Source organism: Streptomyces sp. NRRL F-5122, assembly GCF_001507435.1.
Taxonomy (GTDB): Bacteria; Actinomycetota; Actinomycetes; order Streptomycetales; family Streptomycetaceae; genus Streptomyces; species Streptomyces lannensis.
Map to the genome: position 1 here is coordinate 151,484 of NZ_LMWH01000243.1, position 21,561 is coordinate 173,044.

The 21,561-nt window shown below is 71.5% G+C and carries 20 protein-coding genes and 1 tRNA gene; 15 read left to right on the forward strand and 6 right to left on the reverse strand.

The window, feature by feature from the left end:
* Positions 1–31 precede the first annotated feature (31 nt).
* Both glpR and ADL25_RS28275 read left to right on the forward strand, forming a co-directional pair.
* On the forward strand, positions 32–1,282 hold the full coding sequence (gene glpR, locus ADL25_RS28270; protein ID WP_059130662.1) for a gephyrin-like molybdotransferase receptor GlpR: 1,251 nt from the start codon (positions 32–34) through the stop codon (positions 1,280–1,282).
* A gap of 101 nt (positions 1,283–1,383) precedes the next feature.
* Positions 1,384–1,457, forward strand: a tRNA-Ala gene (locus tag ADL25_RS28275).
* Between the two features lie 165 nt (positions 1,458–1,622).
* Here ADL25_RS28275 and ADL25_RS28280 read toward each other — a convergent pair.
* A complete protein-coding gene (locus tag ADL25_RS28280; protein ID WP_059130820.1) occupies positions 1,623–2,099 on the reverse strand; it encodes a GNAT family N-acetyltransferase in 477 nt (158 codons plus the stop codon).
* Positions 2,100–2,167: 68 nt separating this feature from the next.
* On the opposite strand from ADL25_RS28280, the gene ADL25_RS28285 reads away from it, so the two are divergent.
* On the forward strand, positions 2,168–2,971 hold the full coding sequence (locus ADL25_RS28285; protein WP_059130663.1) for an exodeoxyribonuclease III: 804 nt from the start codon (positions 2,168–2,170) through the stop codon (positions 2,969–2,971).
* Between the two features lie 33 nt (positions 2,972–3,004).
* On the opposite strand, the gene ADL25_RS28290 is transcribed toward ADL25_RS28285, so the two are convergent.
* Positions 3,005–3,625 carry a MerR family transcriptional regulator gene (locus ADL25_RS28290; RefSeq protein ID WP_402522227.1) on the reverse strand — a complete coding sequence of 207 codons (621 nt, stop codon included), beginning with the start codon at positions 3,623–3,625 and terminating at the stop codon, positions 3,005–3,007.
* A gap of 164 nt (positions 3,626–3,789) precedes the next feature.
* Between ADL25_RS28290 and ADL25_RS28295 the strand changes: the two genes are divergently transcribed.
* The 4 genes from ADL25_RS28295 (at position 3,790) to ADL25_RS28310 (ending at position 7,422) form a co-directional block, all read left to right on the forward strand.
* Positions 3,790–5,325: a flavin-containing monooxygenase gene (locus ADL25_RS28295; RefSeq protein WP_059130665.1), complete on the forward strand. Its 1,536-nt coding sequence runs from the start codon at positions 3,790–3,792 to the stop codon at positions 5,323–5,325.
* Complete coding sequence (locus ADL25_RS28300) at positions 5,322–6,248, forward strand: alpha/beta fold hydrolase (RefSeq protein ID WP_059130666.1); 927 nt, start codon at positions 5,322–5,324, stop codon at positions 6,246–6,248. Before ADL25_RS28295 ends, ADL25_RS28300 begins: the two co-directional genes overlap by 4 nt.
* Complete coding sequence (locus ADL25_RS28305) at positions 6,245–7,129, forward strand: SDR family oxidoreductase (RefSeq protein ID WP_059130667.1); 885 nt, start codon at positions 6,245–6,247, stop codon at positions 7,127–7,129. The genes ADL25_RS28300 and ADL25_RS28305 overlap by 4 nt, the downstream gene beginning before the upstream one ends.
* A gap of 77 nt (positions 7,130–7,206) precedes the next feature.
* Complete coding sequence (locus tag ADL25_RS28310; protein ID WP_059130668.1) at positions 7,207–7,422, forward strand: hypothetical protein; 216 nt, start codon at positions 7,207–7,209, stop codon at positions 7,420–7,422.
* 109 nt (positions 7,423–7,531) lie between these two features.
* Here ADL25_RS28310 and ADL25_RS28315 read toward each other — a convergent pair whose 3' ends face one another.
* Positions 7,532–10,831 (reverse strand): S41 family peptidase, encoded by a 3,300-nt coding sequence (locus tag ADL25_RS28315; RefSeq protein WP_234381068.1) that lies wholly within the window; start codon positions 10,829–10,831, stop codon positions 7,532–7,534.
* 205 nt (positions 10,832–11,036) lie between these two features.
* On the opposite strand from ADL25_RS28315, the gene ADL25_RS28320 reads away from it, so the two are divergent.
* From ADL25_RS28320 to ADL25_RS28355, 8 genes are all read left to right on the forward strand, one after another.
* Positions 11,037–11,636: a TetR/AcrR family transcriptional regulator gene (locus ADL25_RS28320; RefSeq protein WP_059130669.1), complete on the forward strand. Its 600-nt coding sequence runs from the start codon at positions 11,037–11,039 to the stop codon at positions 11,634–11,636.
* A 101-nt stretch (positions 11,637–11,737) separates the two neighbouring features.
* Complete coding sequence (locus tag ADL25_RS28325; protein WP_059130670.1) at positions 11,738–13,957, forward strand: MMPL family transporter; 2,220 nt, start codon at positions 11,738–11,740, stop codon at positions 13,955–13,957.
* 185 nt (positions 13,958–14,142) lie between these two features.
* Positions 14,143–14,688 (forward strand): YbaK/EbsC family protein, encoded by a 546-nt coding sequence (locus ADL25_RS28330; RefSeq protein ID WP_059130671.1) that lies wholly within the window; start codon positions 14,143–14,145, stop codon positions 14,686–14,688.
* Between the two features lie 138 nt (positions 14,689–14,826).
* Complete coding sequence (locus ADL25_RS28335; protein ID WP_234381069.1) at positions 14,827–15,501, forward strand: RNA polymerase sigma factor; 675 nt, start codon at positions 14,827–14,829, stop codon at positions 15,499–15,501.
* Positions 15,498–16,589, forward strand: coding sequence for a CU044_5270 family protein (locus ADL25_RS28340; protein ID WP_059130672.1), 1,092 nt, complete (start codon positions 15,498–15,500; stop codon positions 16,587–16,589). The genes ADL25_RS28335 and ADL25_RS28340 overlap by 4 nt, the downstream gene beginning before the upstream one ends.
* 292 nt (positions 16,590–16,881) lie before the next feature.
* A complete protein-coding gene (locus ADL25_RS28345; protein WP_267889281.1) occupies positions 16,882–17,826 on the forward strand; it encodes an NAD(P)-dependent oxidoreductase in 945 nt (314 codons plus the stop codon).
* Positions 17,827–17,843: 17 nt separating this feature from the next.
* Positions 17,844–18,266 carry a PPOX class F420-dependent oxidoreductase gene (locus ADL25_RS28350; protein WP_059130674.1) on the forward strand — a complete coding sequence of 141 codons (423 nt, stop codon included), beginning with the start codon at positions 17,844–17,846 and terminating at the stop codon, positions 18,264–18,266.
* Between the two features lie 66 nt (positions 18,267–18,332).
* Positions 18,333–18,608, forward strand: a complete 276-nt coding sequence (locus ADL25_RS28355; protein ID WP_059130823.1) for a DUF1876 domain-containing protein — start codon at positions 18,333–18,335, stop codon at positions 18,606–18,608.
* An 80-nt stretch (positions 18,609–18,688) separates the two neighbouring features.
* Here the strand turns inward: ADL25_RS28355 and ADL25_RS28360 are convergent, their stop codons facing one another.
* From ADL25_RS28360 to cbiQ, 3 genes are all read right to left on the reverse strand, one after another.
* Positions 18,689–19,846 carry a serine hydrolase domain-containing protein gene (locus ADL25_RS28360; RefSeq protein WP_059130675.1) on the reverse strand — a complete coding sequence of 386 codons (1,158 nt, stop codon included), beginning with the start codon at positions 19,844–19,846 and terminating at the stop codon, positions 18,689–18,691.
* Between the two features lie 159 nt (positions 19,847–20,005).
* Entirely contained in the window at positions 20,006–20,776 is a 771-nt protein-coding gene (locus ADL25_RS28365) for an energy-coupling factor ABC transporter ATP-binding protein (protein WP_059130676.1), read from the reverse strand.
* On the reverse strand, positions 20,764–21,561 hold the full coding sequence (gene cbiQ, locus ADL25_RS28370) for a cobalt ECF transporter T component CbiQ (RefSeq protein ID WP_059130677.1): 798 nt from the start codon (positions 21,559–21,561) through the stop codon (positions 20,764–20,766). Before cbiQ ends, ADL25_RS28365 begins: the two co-directional genes overlap by 13 nt.

Here is a 21,561-nt window from a genome sequence, read left to right on the forward strand (position 1 = left end):
GCCTCACGCAAACCCCTCTACCGTGTGAGGCGTGAGCAGCAGCGGCCTCATCTACGCAGTCATTGTCGGGGCCTGGGCCGCCTACTTGGTGCCTATGTGGCTCCGTAGGCAGGACGAGCTGAACGAGTCTCGTCCGACGGAACGCTTCAGCACCGCCATCCGGCTGCTGTCCGGACGGGCGGGGATGGAGCGTCGATACGCCAAGGACCTGCGGGCGCGCTCCACCGAAGAGGGGGAGCACAACCCCGCCCCGGACGGCGTCACCGATTCGGTGGACGTCCGGGCCTTCGCCATGCCCCCCACCGGGCAGCAGGCACGGGCCCGGGTGGAGCCGGAGGGGACGGTCCGGCGGGAGCCGGGAGCCCAGGGTGCCTCCGCATCCGGCGCCCCGTCGCAGGCCACCGCCCCCGAGCGGGCCGCCAAGGGCGTCTCCGCCCCCGAGCCGAAGAGTGCCCGGCCTTCTGCGGGCAAGGCCGTACCGCGGGCGCGGACGACGGCGTCCTCGGCGGAGGCCATGGCGCGGGCCCGCCGTATGAAGGCGCTCGCGCGCCGGCGGCGTACGACCGTCCTGCTCTTCCTGGCGTTCACGTTCGGCGCGATCGTCGCCGCGGTCGGGGGCCTGGCCTTTCTGTGGGCACCGGGTGCACCCGCCGTGCTGCTCAGCGTGTACATCGCGTATCTGCGGGCGCAGGAGCGCAAGCGGTTCACGTACACGATGGACCGCCGCCGGGCCGAGGCGGCGGCGCAGCGACTCCGGGAGCGGCAGCCCAGACGGCGGCCGCCGGCGGACTCCGGCGGGGGCGAGCCGGAGGACGCGTCCGAGCCGGAGAGCGACGCGGGGCTGTCCGCGCTCGCGGCCGACCGCCGGGCGCTCGTCGAGCAGACCGATCACGCGGAGTGGGTGGACCAGCAGCGCGAGCGGCAGCGCCGGCCGGGCCACGGCGACAGCTGGGAGCCGGTGCCGGTGCCGCTGCCCACGTATGTGACCGCCCCGGTCGCTCCGCGTGCGACACCGGACGTCGACCTCGGGGCGCCCGACGCGTGGAGTTCCGCCCGGTCGAGTACGGCGGAGGCGGCGCCCGTGCCGGCGGCGTCCGGCGCCGCCGCCGAGGCGGACTCCGCGGAGGACGATGCCGCGGCGGACGACCGGGCCGACTCCGTGGACGGCGGCCGCAGTGACGCCCGCCGGGCGGCTTCCGCGAGGCGGTCCCGGGAGCGGGGGCGCACTCCGCTGTTCGACCAGTACGAGGACGGTGAACGGCCCCGGGCCGCCAACGAGTAGTGGCGGTTCGACGGCGACCCTGCCGCGCCCCCGGTGCTGACCAGGGGCGGAACGGATTTCCGGGCAGGCCGATGAGGATGCTAGAGTTTCACTCGTTGCAAGGGCCTGTGGCGCAGTCCGGTAGCGCACCTCGTTCGCATCGAGGGGGCCAGGGGTTCAAATCCCCTCAGGTCCACCGCAACAACTCCCTGAGGCTCAGGGCAGTTGAGAGATCCCGTCCGATCGGAAGATCGGGCGGGATCTTTGTTGTGCCCCGAAACCGGCGAACGCGGCGCTCAGCGCGCGCAGTTCACGGCAGTAGTGGCGTGCGGGGACCGGGTGGCCCGGCCCCCGCGTCGCGCTACAGAGGCTTCGCGAAGCACATGCTGAGCTCGTGGAAGCGGTAGTAGCCGAACTTGGCGCACGGCTCGTAACCGCTGGAGGAATACAGGGCCACGGCCTCGGGCTGCTTGCTGCCCGTCTCCAGGACCATGCGGGTGCGGCCGGCCGAGCGGGCGTCCTCCTCCAGCGCGGCCAGGATGCGCCGGGCCAGCCCGCGGCCGCGCAGCTCCTCCATGACGTACATGCGCTTGAGTTCGGCGTCCCCGTCCAGGTAGCCCTCGTCGCTCTTGTTCTGTGTGCGCCAGCCGCCGGTGGCGACGGGGCGGTCCTGCTCGTCGTACGCGATCAGATAGAGCCCGGCCGGGGGCAGGAACATCGCCGGGTCCAGGTGCGTGGCGTCGCCCCCGTCGCCGTAGCGCACGTGGTACTCGGCCTGGACCTGGTCGTTGAGCTTGACGGCGTCGGGGTGGTCGAACGGAACACGGCGAATATTCATGCTGTTCATCGTACTTCTATGCATAGGCGGACATGTCGGCCCCACCAGTGTGCCGGTAGGGTTCCCGGGTGCTGACTGTGACCTCCGTGAACGTGAACGGGATTCGTGCCGCCGCGAAGAAGGGCTTCGTGGAGTGGCTGGCCGGGACCTCGGCCGACGTGCTGTGCCTGCAGGAGGTGCGCGCCGAGCCGGGGCAGATGCCGGAGAGCGTCCGGGAGCCCGAGGGGTGGCATGTCGTCCACGCGCCCGCCGCCGCCAAGGGGCGCGCGGGGGTGTCGCTCTACACCCGGCGCGAGCCGGACCGGGTGCGGGTCGGGTTCGGGTCGGCCGAGTTCGACGGCAGCGGCCGGTACGTCGAGGTCGATCTGCCGGGAGTCACGGTCGCCTCCCTCTACCTGCCCTCCGGTGAGGTCGGAACCGCGCGGCAGGACGAGAAGGACCGTTTCATGGCCGAGTTCCTCGGTCATCTCAAGGACCTCAGGCAGCGAGCCGCCGCCGACGGCCGCGAGGTCCTGGTCTGCGGCGACTGGAACATCGCCCACCGCCCGGCTGATCTGAGGAACTGGCGCGGGAACCAGAAGAACTCCGGCTTTCTGCCCGAGGAGCGGGAGTGGCTGGGCCGGGTCCTCGATCCCGAGGACGGCGGCTATGTCGACGTCGTGCGGGCGCTGCACCCGGACGTCGAGGGACCGTACACGTGGTGGTCCTACCGAGGGCGGGCCTTCGACAACGACACGGGGTGGCGGATCGACCTGGCCGTGGCGACCCCCGGGCTTGCGGGCAGGGCCGTCAAGGCGGTCGTGGAGCGCGCGGCGACCCACGGCGAACGATGGTCCGACCACGCGCCCGTGACGGTGACCTTCGAGCGGTAGCGGCGCAGGCCGAGCGGGAACGCCAGCGGGGGGCTACCGCTCGCGCAACCGCCGGTCCAGGGCGAGGGAGAGTTCCGCCTCCGCGACGCTCTTCGCCAGCGGGCGAAGCCGGTTGGCGTCCTGCGGGGATCGATTGTGGGAGATCATCAGATCGGCGAAGACCTCCGCCAGGGCCTCGGCGTGTTCCCGGACACGCCGGCCGGCGGCCAGGACGTCCGCGAGCGGGATGCCCTCGCGGACCAGGGCCGCCGAGACCTCCAGCAGCCGGCGGCTGATGTGCACGATCTCGCCGCCGTCCGTGCCGAGGTAGCCGAGATCGAGGGCCGCGGCGAGGTTCTCCGGAGTGGCCTCGGAGCCGAAGACGTCGGCCAGCGCCTCCGGGGTGAGGCGGACCGGGGTCTCCTCGGTGGGTGCGCCGAGGCCGAGCAGATCGCCCACGCCGCGTCCGTGGTCGAAAGCCTCGGCCAGCTCCGCGATGCCGTTCAGGGTGTGGCCGCGTTCCAGGAGGGCGGAGATCGTACGCAGTCTGGCCAGATGCGTGTCGTCGTACCAGGCTATGCGGCCCTCGCGGCGCGGCGGTTGGATCAGCTTGCGCTCGCGGTAGAAGCGCAGCGTACGCACCGTGATGCCGGCCTCCTTGGCCAGCTCCTCCATGCGGTACTCGCGCCGCTCCCCGTCGTCTGCCACTCCCGAACCCTACGTCGTACCCGGGGTAACTTTCCTTGGCCCGCCCCCTACCCATCGGTACGTTGCTGGCCTACCCTCCCATTGCGCCAGCGTTCACTGGCGGAGTCGCATAGGCATGGAGGGGCGTCGGGATGGCCGAGCACGAGCATGTGCCTCATGTACGAGTAGCGGTGATCGGGTCCGGATTCGGCGGCCTCGGCGCCGCGGTGCGGCTGCGCCGCGAGGGAATCACCGACTTCGTCGTCCTGGAGCGGTCCGGCAGCGTCGGCGGCACCTGGCGCGACAACAGCTACCCCGGGTGCGCCTGCGATGTGCCCTCCCATCTGTACTCCTTCTCCTTCGCGCCCAACCCCGACTGGCCGCGCACCTTTTCGGGGCAGGAGCACATCCGGGCGTATCTGGAGCACGTGGCGGACGTCTTCCGGCTGCGCCCTCACATCCGCTTCGACTCCGAGGTCAAGCAGATGACATGGGACGCGGAGCGGCTGCGCTGGGCGATCGAGACCAGCAGCGGCGAGCTGACCGCCGACGTGGTCGTCTCCGCCACCGGACCGCTGTCCGATCCCAGGATCCCGGACATCCCCGGCCTCGACTCCTTTCCCGGCAAGGTGTTCCACTCCGCGCGCTGGGACCACGAGTACGATCTGCGCGACAAGCGCGTCGCCATGATCGGCACCGGTGCGTCCGCCATTCAGATCGTGCCCTCCATCCAGCCCGAGGTCGCCGAACTCACCCTCTTCCAGCGCACCCCGCCCTGGGTGATGCCCCGGGTCGACCGCGCCATCAGCGGCCTCGAGCGCGGGCTGCACCGGGCGCTGCCCTTCACCACGCAGTTGCGGCGCGGTCTGTTGTGGGGCATCCGGGAGATGCAGGTCCAGGCGTTCACCAAGCACCCCGACGAACTCGGCTTCGTCGAGCGGCTGGCCAAGCGCAACATGGCCCGCGCGATCAAGGACCCCGCACTGCGGGCGAAGCTCACCCCCGACTACCGCATCGGCTGCAAGCGGATCCTGCTGTCCAGCAGCTACTACCCGGCCCTGACACGCCCCAATGTGGACGTCGTCGCCAGCGGGCTGGCGGAGGTCCGCGGATCGACTCTCGTCGCCGTGGACGGGACCGAGACCGAGGCCGACGCGATCATCTTCGGAACGGGTTTCCACGTCACCGACATGCCGATCGCCGAGCGGGTCGTCGGGGCGGACGGCCGGACCCTGGCGGAGACGTGGAAGGACGGGATGGCGGCCCTTCGGGGGGCCACCGCGGCCGGCTTCCCCAACTGGATGACGATCATCGGGCCCAACACGGGCCTCGGGAACTCCTCGATGATCCTGATGATCGAGTCCCAGCTGAACTATCTGGCCGACTATGTGCGGCAGTTGGACGTCCTCGGCGGCCGGGTCGCCCTCGACGCCCGCCCGCAAGCCGTCGACGACTGGAACCACAGGGTGCAGGAGCGCATGAAGCGCACCGTGTGGAACACCGGCGGCTGCACCAGCTGGTACCTCGACGCCCGCGGTCGCAACACCACCATCTGGCCCGGTACGACATCGGAGTTCCGGGGCGCGACGCGGCGGGTGGACCTCGCCGAGTACGAGGTGATCCGCGCCACCGGGGCTGCGGAGCCGGGCCGGGGCCCGGACGACACGAAGCTGGGGGTGGGGGCATGAGCCGGCCGACACACGTGGTGAGCGGGCCGTACGCGCCGCCCGCCCCCACCCGGGAGCTGACCGTCCGCTCCGCCGACGGCGCCCGGCTGCACGTGGAGGTGCACGGACCCGAGGCCGCGCCCCCGGTCGTCCTCTCCCACGGCTGGACCTGCTCGACCGCCTTCTGGGCGGCGCAGATACGGGATCTCGCCGCCGACCACCGGGTGATCGCCTACGACCAGCGCGGACACGGACGCAGCCCCGCGAGCCCCGCGTGCAGCACACAGGCGCTGGCGGACGATCTGGAGGCGGTGCTCGCCGCCACGCTGGCGCCGGAGGAGAAGGCCGTGGTCGTGGGCCACTCCATGGGCGGGATGACCGTGCTGGCGGCGGCCGCACGCCCCCGGTTCCGGGAGCACGCGGCGGCCGTCCTGCTGTGCAGCACGGGGAGTTCGCGCCTGGTCGCCGAGGCGCTGGTGGTGCCGCTGCCCGCCGGACGCGTCCGCACCTGGCTCACGACCCGCGTCCTCGGATCGCGTGCGCCGCTCGGGCCGGTCACGCCGTTGGCGAAGCGCATCCTCAAGTACGCCACCATGGGAGCCGGTTCGGCGCCGGACATGGTCGAGGCATGCGCCCGGGTGGTGCACGCCTGCCCCCGCGCGGTCCGCCACGACTGGTCGCGCGTGCTCGCGGGGCTGGATCTGGAGGCCGGCATACGGGAGTTGACGGTGCCGACGGAGGTCGTGGTGGGCACGGCAGACCGCCTCACACCGCCGGTGCACGCCAGGGCGCTGGTCGCCGCGCTGCCGAACTGCGTGGGCAGTACGGAACTGCCCGGGCTCGGCCATATGACACCGGTGGAGGCGCCGGAGCTGGTGGCCGGGCGGATCCGGGAACTGGCCGCGGCGTACGCGGCGGACGTGACGATCGAGGAGGGCGCATGACCAGGGTGGGTCTGGAGGGGCAGGTCGCGGTCGTCACCGGTGCCGCGCGGGGTGTGGGCGAGCTGCTGGCCCGCAAGCTGTCGGCGCGCGGCGCGACGGTGGCGCTCGTCGGTCTGGAACCGGACGCGCTCAAGCAGGTCTCGGAGCAGTTGTACGGGGAGAACGGCCACTGGCACGCGGATGTCACCGACCATCAGGCGATGACCCGGGTCGCGCGCGAGGTGAAGGAGCGGTTCGGGAAGGTCGACATCGTCGTCGCCAACGCCGGTGTGGCCAACGGCGGGCCGTTCGCCGACTCCGACCCTCAGTCGTGGCGCCGGGTCGTCGAGGTGAATCTGATCGGCTCCGTGGTGACCGCCCGCGCCTTCCTGCCGGTGCTGCTGGAGAGCCGCGGCTATCTGCTCCAGATCGCCTCGCTCGCGGCGATCACGCCCGCGCCGATGATGACCGCGTACTGCGCGTCCAAGTCGGGTGTGGAGGCGTTTGCGCACAGTCTGCGCGCCGAGGTCGCGCACAAGGGCGTGCGGGTCGGGGTCGGGTATCTGTCGTGGACCGACACGGACATGGTGCGGGGCGCCGACCGGGACGAGGTGATGCGGGAGCTGCGGCAGCGGCTGCCGTGGCCCTCCAACAAGACCTATCCGCTGGGGCCGGCGGTCGACCGGATCGTGGCCGGGATCGAACGGCGGTCGAGCCATGTGTACGGGCAGGGGTGGCTGCGCGGGATGCAGGCCGTGCGCGGCTGGCTGCCGGGGATCATCGCGACGGTGGGGCAGAGGGACGTACGCCGGTTCGAGCCGCGGCTCAAGAGCGTGAGCACGGGGCTGGTGGGGGCCGGTGGCGAGGCCGATGAGCAGCAGCGCAATACGCTGCGTAACTGATCGAAATGCGTAGAGTGTCCGGGCGTGTCACTCTGGTCGAGGCCCAATCCCCTCACCCACAACGGGAGTGAACACCCATGGGCATGAAGGACCAGTTCCAGGAGAAGTCCGGGCAGGCGAAGCAGCAGGCCAAGCGCAAGATGGAGCAGGGCAAGCAGCAGGCCCAGCAGGGCAAGCAGCAGGCCCAGGAGCGCGGCCAGCAGGCGCAGCAGCGCGGCCAGCAGGGTCAGCACGATGCGCGGCGGCAGCAGGACGAGGCGGAGGACCGCTTCAACCAGGACTACGACGCCTAGGCGTCGTGCCCGGCTTCGGCCGTCGAACGGGGTGCCCCGTCTTTTCGGGGCACCCCGTTCTCGACGCCCGCGGCCGCACCGGGGCGGCGGGCAGTGGGCCGGCTGCCCCTCAACCGGTCCTGCGTGGGGGCAGTTTCGGACGGGTCCTGTCGGGGACGCCGGTGTAGTCCGGCGGTGTGGCGGGCGGTTCGGCGTTCAGAAGGTCCAGGGCCATACGTACCGCGTCGGCCAACTGCTTGTAGCGGCCTTCGGCCCAGTCCAGCGGGGTGCGCAGGATCTCCAGGTCCGGCTCCACGCCGCGGTTCTCGATCGACCAGCCGTACTCCTCGAACCAGGCGGCGTTCATCGGGACCGTGATCACCGTGCCGTCGCCCAGCCGGTGCCGGCCCGTCATCCCGACCACCCCGCCCCAGGTGCGCGAGCCGACCACCGGCCCGAGTTTCAGCAGTTTGATCGCAGCGGTGATCATGTCGCCGTCGGAGGACGTCGCCTCGTCGGTCAGCGCCACGATCGGCCCCCGCGGTGCGTTGGACGCGTACGACACCGGCTGGGCGTTGCGTGTCAGGTCCCAGCCCAGGATCGTGCGTGTCAGCTTCTCGACGACCAGCTCGCTGATGTGACCGCCCGCGTTGCCCCGTACGTCCACGATGAGCGCGGGCCGGGAGACCTCCATCCGCAGGTCCCGGTTGAACTGCGCCCAGCCCGAGCCCCCCATGTCCGGGATGTGTAGATACCCGCAGCGGCCTTCGCTCAACTCCCGCACGACCTTGCGCCGCTTGGCCACCCAGTCCTGGTAGCGCAGGGGCCGCTCGTCGACGAGGGGGACCACGGCCACACGGCGGGGTCCGGCGTCCGCCTCCGCGGGGACGAACGTCAACTCCACCGTTGTGCCGCCCGCCGCCGCCAGCAGCGGAGCCGGTCCCGTCAACGGGTCGACCGGCCGCCCGTCCACATGGGTCAGGACCGCGCCGTCCCGGATCCCCGTGCCCGCGAGCGGTGAGCGTGCCTTGGAGTCCGAGGAGTCGCCCGGCAGGATCCGCCCGACCACCCAGCCCTCCTCGCGGCGCCCGAAGTTGGCACCGAGCAGGCCCTGGTAGCGCTGGTAGTGCGCAGGGCCCTCGTTGCGCCGGGCCGGCGACACATACGCGTGCGACGTGCCGAGCTCGCCCAGCACCTCACGCAGCAGGTCCGCGAACTCGTCCGGTGAGGCGACCCGTTCGACCAGCGGACGGTACTGCTCCAGGATCGCGTCCCAGTCGATCCCGCACATGTCGGGCTCCCAGAAGTAGGCCCGGATGAGCCGTCCCGCCTCCGCGTACGCCTGCCGCCACTCCGCCCCCGGGTTCACCTCGTGCATGATCCGGCGCACATCGATCCACACGGTCGAGTCGGCGTCGCCTGACTCGGTGGACGGGACGGCCCGCAGGTCGCCCTCGTCCAGCACCACCAGCCGTGTGCCGTCCCCGCTGACGGAGAACCAGTCGAGATGGCCGACCAGTTCGGACTTCTTGGCCTTGCTGATGGTGAAGTGCTCCAGCGTCGGGCGGCCGGAGGTGTCGTCCGGGTTCACGAACGTCTCGCCGAGCGCGCCCGAGATCGGCCACCGCATCCACACCAGGCCGCCGCCCGCGACGGGGCGCAGCTCCGAGTACTTCGAGGCGGTGACCGGGAACGGGGTCACCCGGTTCTCGAGTCCTTCCGTCTCGACGGTCACCACCCCGTCGCCCTCTTCCTCCTCCAGCGGGTCGAGGCCTCCGGCGGCGGGCCGTCCTTCCGGGTTCACCGCGAAGGGGGAGGGGGTCGCCGACGACAGGGGCACCAGATACGGGCGGCAGCCGAGCGGGAAGGACAGGTCCCCGGTGTGCACGTCGTACACCGGATCGAACCCGCGCCAGGACAGGAAGGCCAGATAGCGCCCGTCCCTGGTGAACACCGGGTTCTCGTCCTCGAATCGGCCGTTGGTTACGTCGACGATCAGCCGGTCCTTGATCCGGGCCATCTTGATCTGGCGCAGCGACCGGCCGATCCCCGGATGCGACCAGGTGAGCCAGTGGCCGTCCGGCGAGAACGCGAGGTCCCGCACAGGCCCGTTGACCGAGCGGATCAGCTCGGTGACCGCGCCGGCCGGCTCGTCGGTCTCCGTGGCCTCCGCGGCTTCCCCGGTCTCGTCCCCGACGGTGAGCAGCAGCAGCCGCCCGTCGTTGGAGGCGATCGCGAGCCGCTCTCCCTGCGGGTCCGCCACCATCTCCAGGACGCAGCCCAGTTCGCCGGAGGCCATGCGGCGCGGCGCACGGTCGCCCGAGGCGCGGGGCAGATAGGCGATCTCGACGGCGTCCTCGCCGTCGGCGTCCGTGATGTAGGCGACCTGCCCGCCCACGCCCAGCATCTCCGGCAGCCGGATCCGCACACCGGGCGTGTCGGTGATGGTCCGGGCGGGGCCGTCCCGGTGCGTGAGCCAGTACAGGCTGCCGCGCACGACGACGGCGGAGGCCCGGCCCGTCTCGTCGACCGAGATCCCGTCGATGTGCTGCGCGGCCGGCACCTGATAGGGGCGGCGCCCCGCACGCGGTCCGCCCAGGCGGATGTCGAGGCGGCGCGGGATCGAGTCGGGGGAGAGGTCGTCGACGATCCAGATGTCGCCCGCACACTGGTACACCACGCGCCGCCCGTCGCTGGCGGCGCTGCGGGCGTAGAAGGCGTCGTGGTCGGTGTGCCGGCGCAGGTCGCCGCCGTCGTACGCGCACGAGTAGAGGTTCCCGATGCCCTCGTGGTCGGAGAGGAACGCGATGCGCCCGTCCACGAACATCGGTGACTCGAGATGGCCCTCGAGGTCGGCGAGCAGCCGCTGACCGTGCAGCCACAACCGGCCCATGGCGCCGCCGCGGTAGCGCTTCCAGGAAGCCGGTTCGTGCGGCGGCGTGCCCGTCAGCAGCAGGGTCCTGTGCTCGCCGTCGACATCGGCCACCGCGATGTCGGAGACGGGACCCCAGGGGAGCTTGCCGCCGGGGTCGCCGTCGGTGGGGACCTTGTAGGCCCAGGTGAAGTAGGAGAAGGGCTCACCGTGCGAGGCGACGGCGAGGATGTCGCCCTCCGGGGTCCAGCCGCACACGCGTGTGTCGGAGCTGCCCCAGTAGGTGAGCCTTCGCGCGGGCCCGCCGTCCACGGGGGTCAGATGGATCTCCGGGACGAGGCTGCGCCAGCTCGTGTAGGCGATCAGGCGGCCGTCGGGCGAGAAGCGGGGATGGCCGACCTTCGTACGGTCGACGGTGAGCCGCCAGGCTCGGCCCGAGCCGTCCACCCGGGCCACCCACAGATCGTCCTCGGCGGCGAAGCACAGGCGGTCGCCGTGCAGGTGCGGGAAGCGGAGGTAGCCGGGTGCGTTCTCGAACACGTCGCTCGCGTCGCTCACCTACCCATGTTTTTCCCGCGGACCGGCCGCGGCAACTCGTACGCCGGGCCGTGGCCGACCGGGCGGGCGGTTGAGCCCGGGAGCCGTGATTCATGACACGTACGAAACGGTTTCGTTTCGTTGACAGCGGGGGTATCGTCATGAACGTACGAAACGGTGTCGTTCGGAGTCTGCAGCTCCGGCGCGGAGCAGGAAGGTGAGTCGGGTGGCTGAGGTCGCAGCGGCACGTCGCACGCGGATCACCCCCGAGCGCGAGGCCGAACTGTACGAGGCCGTGCTCGACCTGCTCCGGGAAGTCGGCTACGACACCCTGACGATGGACGCCGTGGCCGCCCGTACGCGCTCCAGCAAGGCGACGCTCTACCGACAGTGGGGCGGCAAGGCCGAGCTGGTGGTGAAGGCCATCCGGCACGGGAAGCCCGGCTCCATCGACGCGATCGACACCGGCTCGCTCCGGGGTGACCTGCACACCCTCGTGACGCGCGAGGACGACTGTGTCATGGAGCAGAACTCCGCGCTGATGAGGGGTGTCGCCATGGCGATGCACCACAACGCGGACCTGCGCCAGGCGTTCCGGGAGCAGCTGATCGAGCCGGAGATGGCGGAGTTCCAGCGTGTGCTGCAGCGCGCCATCGAGCGGGGTGAGATCCGTCCGGACTGCCCGGCACTGGAATTCCTGGTGCACATGCTGATCGGCGGTTTCGCCACCCGGGCCCTGATCGACGACCAGCCGCCGACCCAGGCCTTCCTCACGTCGTACATCGACGCCGTGGTGCTCCCCGCACTCGGCGTGCCCACCCCCTGACCAGCCCCATCACCTGACCCCCACCTGACGTCACCGCTCACGTCGTCGGGCTGATCCCTCCTGCCCTGAACACCCCACGACCTGACCGGGAGTACGCCCTCGTGGCCACATTCCTCTACAAAATCGGCCGGCTCGCCTTCCGGCGCCGGCACTTCGTCGCCCTGATCTGGGTGGCGCTGCTGACCCTCGCGGGCGTCGGCGCCACCAGTGCCCCCGCAGCGGGCTCCTCCTCCTTCTCGATCCCGGGGACGGAGGCTCAGAAGGCCTTCGACCTGCTGGAACAGCGATTTCCCGGTATGAGCGCCGACGGCGCGACCGCCCGGGTCGTCTTCGAGGCGCCGGGCGGGGAGAAGGTGACCGCCAAGCACCACAAGGCGGTCGTCGAGAGGACCGTCAGGGAGCTGCGCGACGGCTCCGAGGTCACCTCCGTCGCCGACCCGTTCTCCGGGCACGCCGTCAGCAAGGACGGCATGATCGCCTACGCACAGGTGAAGTACAAGGTCTCCGGCATGGAGCTGGAGGACGCCTCGAAGGACGCCCTGAAGCAGGCCGCGCAGAGCGCGCGGGACGACGGGCTGACGGTCGAGATCGGCGGTGACGCCCTGTCGGCGGTACCGGAGACGGGCGCCACGGAGGTCATCGGCATCGCGATCGCCGCGGTCGTCCTCGTCATCACCTTCGGCTCGCTGGTCGCGGCCGGCCTGCCCCTGCTCACCGCTCTGATCGGTGTGGGCATCGGCGTCAGTACGATCACGGCCCTGGCGAACGCGCTGGACCTCGGCTCGACCACCTCCACACTGGCGATGATGATCGGCCTCGCGGTCGGCATCGACTACGCGCTGTTCATCGTCTCCCGCTACCGCGCCGAACTGGCCGAGGGCCGCGAGCGCGAGGAGGCGGCGGGCCGGGCGGTCGGTACGGCCGGTTCGGCGGTGGTCTTCGCGGGTCTGACGGTCGTGATCGCCCTCGTGGGTCTCGCGGTCGTGAACATCCCGATGCTGACGAAGATGGGCGTCGCTGCGGCGGGCACCGTCGCCATCGCGGTCCTGATCGCGTTGACGCTGATCCCCGCCCTGCTGGGTTACGCGGGCCGCAAGGTCAAGCCGGCGGGCGAGAAGAGCCGGATGCTGGGCGGCGGCCGGGCCGCCGCCGCCAAGGGCAGGCCGAACATGGGCACGCGCTGGGCGAGCTTCGTCGTGCGCCGACCGGTCGCGGTCCTGCTGCTGGGCGTGATCGGACTCGGTGCCGCGGCCCTCCCGGCGTCCCAGCTGGAGCTGGGCCTGCCGGACGACGGTTCGCAGCCGACGGCCACGACACAGCGCCGGGCCTACGACCTCCTCTCGGAGGGCTTCGGCCCCGGGTTCAACGGTCCGCTGATGGTCGTGGTCGACGCGAAGTCGAGCGAGCATCCGAAGGCTGCGGTCGCGACCGTGACCGACGACATCAAGGGCATGCGGGACGTCGTGACGGTGACGCCCCCGACCTACAACGCCTCCGGCGACACGGCGATGATCACGGTCGTCCCCGGATCCAAGCCGTCCTCGGCGACCACCGAGGACCTGGTGCACGGCATTCGCGGTGCGGGCGCCGGCATCACCGCGGACACGGGAGCGAAGCTGCTGGTCACGGGCTCGACGGCGATGAACATCGACGTCTCGCAGAAGCTGAACGACGCGCTGATCCCGTATCTGGCGCTGGTGGTGGGTCTCGCCTTCCTCCTGCTGATCGTGGTCTTCCGCTCGATCCTGGTCCCGCTGAAGGCGGCGCTCGGCTTCCTGCTCTCGGTGACGGCGGCGCTCGGTGCGGTGGTCGCGGTGTTCCAGTGGGGCTGGCTGTCCGGGTTGATGGGCGTCGAGGAGACCGGACCCGTCATGTCGATGATGCCGATCTTCATGGTGGGCGTGGTCTTCGGCCTGGCCATGGACTACGAGGTCTTCCTCGTGACCCGCATGCGCGAGGCCCATGTCCACGGGGAGAACCCCGGTCAGGCGATCGTGACCGGCTTCCGGCACGGTGCGCGGGTCGTCACCGCCGCCGCGGTCATCATGATCGCCGTCTTCTCCGGCTTCATCGGCTCCAGCGAGTCGATGATCAAGATGATCGGCTTCGGCCTCGCGATCGCTGTCTTCTTCGACGCCTTCGTGGTGCGGATGGCGCTCGTCCCGGCGGTGCTGGCCCTGCTCGGCAGGAAGGCCTGGTGGCTTCCGAAGTGGCTGGACCGCGTTCTGCCGAACGTGGACGTCGAGGGCGAAGGACTGCGCACGCGGCGGGACGAGGGCCGCAGGGACCCGGACCAGGACCGGGAGCTGGTGGGGGTCTGAGCCCCGCCTCACGGACGCGGACCGCCGCGCCACCGCACAAGGGTGGCGCGGCGGTCCGCTGCTCCGAACGGGTCGACATGGCCGCTCCCGGCGGGACCCGGACCGCCGGGAGTCCTGGCCGCTGCGCGTGGTGAGCGGAGGGAATCCGTTCGTGACCCGGGTGAGCGGCGACTAGCCTGCCCTGCATGACCACCACCGACGCAGCGAACTCCGGAGCCCATCCCCGTTTCGCCGAGGCCCTCGAAGAGCTGGGACTGGGCGAGCTCCAGGCGCGGATCCGGCGGTTCCCCGACGCGACCCGTACCGCCGCCGAGGCAGCCGCCGCCATCGGATGCGAACTCAGCCAGATCTGCAAGTCGCTGATCTTCGTGGCATGGGAGTCCCCCCGGTCCGACGGGAGCGGGGAGCCCGCGGGAGGGACGCCGGTCCTCGTCCTCATGGACGGGGCGTCCCGGGTGGACGTGGAGCGGGTCCGGCGGGAACTGGGGGTCGCCGAGGTGACCCGGGCCAAGGCCGACGTCGTGCGGGAGAGCACCGGGTACGCGATCGGCGGCGTACCCCCCTTCGGGCACCGCACGGCGACACGTGTGCTCGCCGATCGCTCCCTGCTGGACCACGACACGGTGTGGGCCGCGGCCGGCACCCCGCACACCGTGTTCCCGATGGATCCCAGGACGCTGATCACGCACGCGGGCGGCACGCTGGTCGACGTGCGCGAGCGGCCGGCGTGACGGATCGCGGGCCCCGGGACGCTCTTCGGCCCCCTGGCCGGTGAGCACCCAGGAGGCGTTGCCCGGGAACTCGAGCCGGACCGATCGGCGAGGTGTGGCGCAGATCACGGGAAGCCGGTGCGCGGGGCCGGACAGCTCATGGAAGTGAGCACTCAACTGCGAACCCGGATACGGGCCGGGGATTCGAGCGCGTTCGCGGAGCTTTTCGACAGCTGTGCGCGCGCGGTCTACAACCACGCCTTCCGGCTGACCGCCGACTGGTCGACGGCCGAGGACGTGATGGCCGCGACGTTCATGGAGGCGTGGCGGCTGCGCGACAGGGTCGATCCCGAGGGCGGCTCCCTGCGGCCCTGGTTGCTGGGTATCGCCACCAACACCGCGCGCAACCAGTACCGGAGCAACCGGCGGTACCGGGCGGCCGCGAGCGCCGCCGCCGCGGCCGAGCTGTCGGTTCCCGACCACGCCGAAGAGGTGGCCGAACGCGTCGACGACCGGCGCCGCCTCGCCAAGGCCCTGAGCGCCCTTGCCTCATTGCGCCGGACGGAGCGTGAGGTGGTGGCGCTGTGCCTCGGGGAGGGCCTGGACTACGAGGCCGCGGCCGAAGCGCTCGGGATCCCGGTGGGCACGGTCGCCTCCCGGCTGTCCCGGGCGCGCAAGAAGCTGCGCGCGCTCACCGAGGACGAGGCGGCCGCCCCGGCCGTCAGGACGACGCCGAAGAATGTGCGCGGAAATCGGGAAGCCGGCCGCCCGGGCCGACAGATAAGAGGCGATCACGCACACGTGGTCCGGCCCGTGCAGGGAGGAAACCGATGAACACGAACACTTCCCGGCAGAACCCGGCCGAGTGGGACGAGGACGCGCAGTTGCTCTCCCACACGGCGCGCGACCTGCCGATGGGCCGTCACCAGTTCCACAAGGAGCGTCTGATGGCTCGAATTCAGCAGGAACAGCGCACACGGACGGCAGCGGCCCCGGAGAAGGCAGGGCGCTTTCGGCTGTCGCGCCCGGCGATCGTGCTGCCGGCCGTGGCCGCGGCCCTGACCGGGGCGGTCATCGCCCTGGTGGCGATGCCCGCAGGCAATGGGGCGGGCGGCGGCGGAGTCGCCACCGGACCCGCCCTGACCACGACGGTCGGTGCCGCGACCACCAAGGGTGTGCCGCAGCTGCTCGACCGGATCTCGCTGGCGGCGGCCGAGACCTCCCACCCGGCGGTCAAGCCCGGCCAGTACATCTACATCGAGTCCAGGACGGCCGACACCTTCACCAAGACGGTCGGCGACAAGACCACCCTGGCCAGCCACGAGCTGCACCGCCGCCAGATCTGGAACTCTCCCGACGGCACCGAGGGCTGGCTGATCGACCCCGCCGTCAACGACAGCCCCGAGGGGGAGACCCTGAGCCTCCCCGACGAGCAGGGAAACCCTCGGGAGGCCGGTTTGAACGGGCCTTCGTACGACTACCTGGCCAAGCTGACCACCGACCCCGACGCACTCCTCGCCAAGATCTACAAGGAGGAGAAGGGCCACGGCAACTCCCCCGACCAGCAGGCGTTCACCACCATCGGCGATCTGCTCGGGGAGAGCTACCCGCCCGCCGAGCTGTACTCGGCGCTGTTCAAGGCCGCCGCGAAGATCCCCGGTGTCGTCGTCGTGCAGGACGCGGTGGACGCGGTGGGACGGCACGGGGTGGCCGTGGCCCGGCTGGACGAGACCAGCGGTGAGCGGGAGGAGTGGATCTTCGACAGGAAGACCCATGTCTTCCTGGGCGAGCGCAGTGTCCAGGTGAAGGAGAACAGCGGCGAGGACGCCTTGATCAAGCCCGGAACGGTCACCTACACCAGCGCCATCATGAACCGGGCGATCGTCGACGGCATCAAGCAGACCCCGTCGCAGGCGGGCTGACGGGCCCACCGGACGAGCCTGCGCAGGACCGTCCCGCGCAACCCCACGACGGCCGGACCCGACCTTTCGGGCCGGCCGTCTGGCGTGCCGGGCGACGTCGGCGGGTCGGGAGGCTCCTGCCGGTGGTGGATTCCGCACCGGCACACCGCCGAGTGGCGGCCGAGGGCAGGGCGGCCGACGATGCCCAGAGGGAAGAACAGCCCGGTGAAGGACCCGCCCGGGCCGGAGGACGGCGTCCGTGTCCGGGCAGCCGGCTTCGGTTGGTCCGCCCCGCGTCGGGGAAGACGCGCGCCTGAGCGAGCATGGGAAGCGCACGACTCATCGTACGGATCAGGAAGTTGGCGTCATGACAGACAAGCTCACCGTGAGCGTCCTGGGCACCGGGATCATGGGCGCGGCGATGGCCCGCAACATCGCCCGGGCGGGACACGCCGTCCGCGCCTGGAACCGCACCCGCGCCAAGGCCGAGCCGCTGGCCGCCGACGGCGCGCACATCGCCGACACCCCTGCCGAGGCGGTACAGGGCGCGGATGTCGTCCTGACCATGCTGTACGACGGCGGAACCGTCGTGGAGGTCATGGACGAGGCCATGCGCGGGCTGCGCCCGGGCATCCTCTGGGTGCAGTCGACCACCGCGGGGATCGAGGACGCCGCCGAAATGGCCGCCTTCGCCGATGAACACGGACTGGTCTTCTACGAGGCCCCGGTGCTCGGCACACGCCAGCCGGCCGAGGCGGGGCAGCTGACCGTGCTCGCCGCGGGTCCCGTCGAGGGCCGGGACGCGGTGGCGCCGGTCTTCGACGCCGTCGGCGCCCGCACGCTGTGGACCGGCGAGGACGGTGCGGCGGGCAGCGCCACCCGGCTGAAGCTGGTGGCCAACAGTTGGGTGCTCGCGGCGACCGCCGCGGCCGGCGAGGTACTGGCCCTCGCCGAGGCGCTGGGCGTGGACCCGCAGGACTTCTTCGGCCTCATCGGCGGTGGTCCCCTCGACATGGGATATCTGCGCGCCAAGATCGATCTCATTCGCGACGGCGGGCTGACCCCGGCCAGTTTCGCGGTGGCGACCGCGGAGAAGGACGCCCGCCTGATCGTGGGGGCCGGTGAGCACAACGGAGTCCGTCTCGACGTCGCCGCCGCGGCCGCCGAACGGTTCCGCCGGGCCGCGGCCCAGGGCCATGGGGACGAGGACATGGCCGCCGCCTACTTCGCCAGCTTCGAGGACGAGCCCCGTTCCTGACGACCTGAGGAGTCCATATGTCCAAGCCCCCGCTGCCCGCCGCGGCCGTCGAGATGCTGCGCCGCCCCAACCCGGCCGTCATCGCCACCCTGCGCGCCGACGGTCAGCCCGTCTCCACTCCCACCTGGTACCTGTGGGAGGAGGACGGCCGTGTGCTCGTCAACATGGACGAGGGACGCGTACGCCTCACGCATCTGCGCCGTGATCCGCGTCTGAGCCTCACCGTCCTGGACAAGGGGGACTGGTACACGCATGTCACCGTCGTCGGCCGGGTCACGGAGATGGAGGCCGACAAGGACCTGAGCGACATCGACCGCGTCTCCGAGCACTACATCGGCAGGTCCTACCCGGACCGGGAGCGCGGTCGGGTCAGCGCCTGGATCACCATCGACCGGTGGCACGGCTGGGGGGACATGAAGGACAGCGATCAGCCGGGCTGAGGTACGGCCGTGCGCAGCCGTACAAGGAGGGGCACCCTGGAATCAGCGGTTCCGGAGGTGATCGACATGATGCACACCGCAGTCGGATGGCATGTGGAACTCGAATTCGAGGAGGACCAGGAGCGTACGCGGGCGGCGGCACTCGTACGGCTTCCCGACGGGAACGAGGTCCGGTCCCACGGGTACGCAAGCCGCCACCACACCGACGCTAATCAGCCACGTGTGGGGGAGGAGATCGCGGGGGCGCGTGCGCTCAACGATCTCGCGATGCAGCTGCTCACGAAGGCGCACGGGGAGATCGACGACGCGTCGGGGAGGACGTCGCATCCGCTGACGCACTGAACAGGTCCCGGGGAAGCCGGTACCGGTGAGGCCCGTGCACGACACCGTGTGCGGGCCTCACGGCCGTCCGGGCCGCGCGGTCACCCGAGGGACGCGCGTACCGCCCGTACCAGGGACTGCGCCCGGGGGTCCGCCGTCACGCTCTGGCGGAAGCCGTTGGTGACATAGCCGAAGGCGATGCCGGACTCGGGGTCGGCGAAGCCGAGAGCGCCACCGCGGCCCGGGTGACCGAAGGAACCGGGGGCGAGCAGCGGCGAGGCACCGCCGTGAAGCATGTAGCCGAGGCCGAACCGGGTGCCGACCACCAGAACGCGGTCGGGGCCCGCCGAGGCATCCGCGCGGGCGTGCTCCAGCGTCCGCGGTGCGAACAGACGGACGCCGTCCACCTCGCCCGCCAACGCGGCGTAGAAGCGGGCGAGACTGTCGGCCGTCGCGATGCCGTTGGACGCTGGCAGGACGGCCGCGCGGTAGGCGGGATCGTTCTCGTCGGGCAGTGGGGTGATCGCCGCGAAGGCACGGCGGGTGAGGCTGTCGGGGTCGGCGTAGGCGTCCGCGACCGCGCGCTTGGGGCGGGTGCGCAGCGTCCCGGCCTGGGCCGGCACCTCGAGGGGGCCGACCCGGCCCACGCGGTGCGCCTCGGCCTCGGGGAGTCCGACCCACAGGTCCAGGCCGAGTGGCCCGGCGATCTCGGCCGCGATCCATGCGCCGAGGTCCCGGCCCGTCACCCGGCGGACCAGCTCGCCGGTCAGCCAGCTGTACGTCTGAGCGTGGTAGCCGTGGTCCGTGCCGGGCTCCCAGAGAGGCGACTGGGCGGCCAGCGCCGCGGCGGCGAGATCGGGATCGGCGGCCTCGGCGGGGGTCAGCGGAAGGTCCAGCGCCGGCACCCCGGCCCGGTGCGCCAGCACGTGCCGCACCAGGGTGTGCTCCTTGCCCTGCGCCTTGAACTCGGGCCAGTACCGGCCGACCGGGGCGTCCAGGTCCAGCTCTCCGCGTTCGGCCAGCATCAGCAGCACAGCCGCGGCCACGCCCTTGGTGGCCGAGCGGACGATCTGGGCCGTGTCCCGCTCCCAGGGGTGTGTGCCGTCGATGTCCCGCGTCCCGGCCCACAGGTCGACGACCTTGCGGCCGTTGCGGTACACGGCGACCGCCGCCCCGCGTTCCCCCATCGTCTCGAAGTTCCCGAGGAACGCTTCCCTGACCGGCTCGAAGCCCTCGGCCACAGCGCCGTTCACGTCCACGCCCGTGTTCCCTTTCATCCGCCTGCGACAGTGACTCCAACACCGTCGTTGCGCCTTCGATTCCTCAGCCCGGCACGGGCACGACGCCGATGTTCCGGTGCCGGCGCCGCAGGGCGGCGGGCAGCTCGGGACCCGTCCACCAGCCGGGCGTGACGGCGGTCACCGGGAGCGGTCCACCGCCGACGGCACGGATCGGGGATCGAAGCCGTAGGGCAGTTCCAGCCGGTGCGCGCGCATGAGCGTGTCGTCGGCGAGCAGCTGGCCGGTCTTCCCGTCCGCGGTGATGACGCCCTCGCTGAGGATCAGCGAGCGCGGGCACAGCTCCAGCGCGTAGGGCAGGTCGTGGGTGACCATGAGGACCGTGACGTCAAGGGACCGCAGGATGTCGGCGAGTTCGCGCCGCGAGGCGGGATCGAGGTTCGACGACGGCTCGTCCAGGACCAGGATCTCCGGTTCCATGGCCAGCACGGTCGCCACCGCGACCCGGCGGCGCTGGCCGAAGGAGAGGTGGTGCGGCGGCCGGTCCTTGAAGTCCGCCATGCCGACCTGTTCCAGGGCGCGGTCGACGCGGGCCTCCAGCTCGGCGCCCTTGAGCCCGGCCGTCGCGGGCCCGAAGGCCACGTCCTCACGGACCGTCGGCATGAAGAGCTGGTCGTCCGGGTCCTGGAAGACGATGCCGACCCGGCGCCGGATCTCGGTCATGTGCTTCTTTCCGACGGGCAGCCCGGCGACCTTCACCGTGCCCGTGCCGCCGGTCAGGATGCCGTTGAGGTGCAGCACGAGCGTGGTCTTCCCGGCGCCGTTCGGCCCGAGCAGTGCCACCCGCTCACCGCGCGCGACGGTGAAGTCGACGCCGAACAGGGCCTGGTGCCCGTCCGGATACGCGAAGGCCAGTCGGGCCACTTCCAGCGAAGGTGTCACAGGGTCCATCCCAACAGGCAGACGACGAGGGCGGCGAGGGGCAGGGCGAGGGCGCGCGACCACTGCGCACGGGTCGCGGACACCTCGTCGATGACCGGCATGGAGCCGGCGTATCCGCGGCTGACCATGGCCAGGTGGACGCGCTCGCCCCGCTCGTAGGAGCGGATGAAGAGCGCGCCCGCGGACTTGGCGAGGACGCCCCAGTGCCGGATGCCTCGCGCTTCGAAGCCGCGCGACTCCCGTGCGATGCGCATCCGCCGCATCTCGTCGGTGATGACGTCGCCGTAGCGGATCATGAAGGAGGCGATCTGCACGAGGAGCGGCGGGAGTTTGAGGCGCTGCAGTCCGAGCAGCAACTCGCGCAGTTCGGTGGTGGCCGCGAGCAGAACGGAAGCGGCGACGCCGAGGGTGCCCTTGGCGAGCACGTTCCAGGCGCCCCACAGCCCGCCGACGCTGAGCGAGAGCCCCGCGACGTCGACACGCTCGCCCTCCGCGACGAACGGCATCAGCACGGCGAAGGCGACGAACGGGACCTCGATCAGCAGGCGCTTGAGGAGGAACCCGGCCGGTACACGGGCCCGGTGCGCCACCGCACCGAGCAGAACGGCGTACAGCGCGAACGCCCACATCGCCTCGCGCGGTGTCGACACCACGACGACCACGAAGGCGAAGGTGGCGGCGAGTTTGGTGTGCGGCGGCAGGGCGTGCACGGGAGAGTGCCCGTGCCGGTAGAGCCGGTGCGCGGCACCGCGCTCGCCTCCCCTCGCTCGAGAGGGTCCGGTTTGCGTCCTCAT

What these genes read in the sequence shown, in the direction of transcription:
- ADL25_RS28280 (WP_059130820.1), bottom strand. Translation starts at nt 2,099, where the DNA reads ATGAATATTCGCCGTGTTCCGTTCGACCACCCCGACGCCGTCAAGCTC.
- ADL25_RS28290 (WP_402522227.1), bottom strand. Translation starts at nt 3,625, where the DNA reads ATGGAGGAGCTGGCCAAGGAGGCCGGCATCACGGTGCGTACGCTGCGC.
- ADL25_RS28295 (WP_059130665.1), top strand. Translation starts at nt 3,790, where the DNA reads ATGGCCGAGCACGAGCATGTGCCTCATGTACGAGTAGCGGTGATCGGG.
- ADL25_RS28300 (WP_059130666.1), top strand. Translation starts at nt 5,322, where the DNA reads ATGAGCCGGCCGACACACGTGGTGAGCGGGCCGTACGCGCCGCCCGCC.
- ADL25_RS28305 (WP_059130667.1), top strand. Translation starts at nt 6,245, where the DNA reads ATGACCAGGGTGGGTCTGGAGGGGCAGGTCGCGGTCGTCACCGGTGCC.
- ADL25_RS28310 (WP_059130668.1), top strand. Translation starts at nt 7,207, where the DNA reads ATGGGCATGAAGGACCAGTTCCAGGAGAAGTCCGGGCAGGCGAAGCAG.
- ADL25_RS28330 (WP_059130671.1), top strand. Translation starts at nt 14,143, where the DNA reads ATGACCACCACCGACGCAGCGAACTCCGGAGCCCATCCCCGTTTCGCC.
- ADL25_RS28335 (WP_234381069.1), top strand. Translation starts at nt 14,827, where the DNA reads ATGGAAGTGAGCACTCAACTGCGAACCCGGATACGGGCCGGGGATTCG.
- ADL25_RS28340 (WP_059130672.1), top strand. Translation starts at nt 15,498, where the DNA reads ATGAACACGAACACTTCCCGGCAGAACCCGGCCGAGTGGGACGAGGAC.
- ADL25_RS28350 (WP_059130674.1), top strand. Translation starts at nt 17,844, where the DNA reads ATGTCCAAGCCCCCGCTGCCCGCCGCGGCCGTCGAGATGCTGCGCCGC.
- ADL25_RS28355 (WP_059130823.1), top strand. Translation starts at nt 18,333, where the DNA reads ATGATGCACACCGCAGTCGGATGGCATGTGGAACTCGAATTCGAGGAG.
- ADL25_RS28365 (WP_059130676.1), bottom strand. Translation starts at nt 20,776, where the DNA reads ATGGACCCTGTGACACCTTCGCTGGAAGTGGCCCGACTGGCCTTCGCG.
- cbiQ (WP_059130677.1), bottom strand. Translation starts at nt 21,561, where the DNA reads ATGAGGACGCAAACCGGACCCTCTCGAGCGAGGGGAGGCGAGCGCGGT.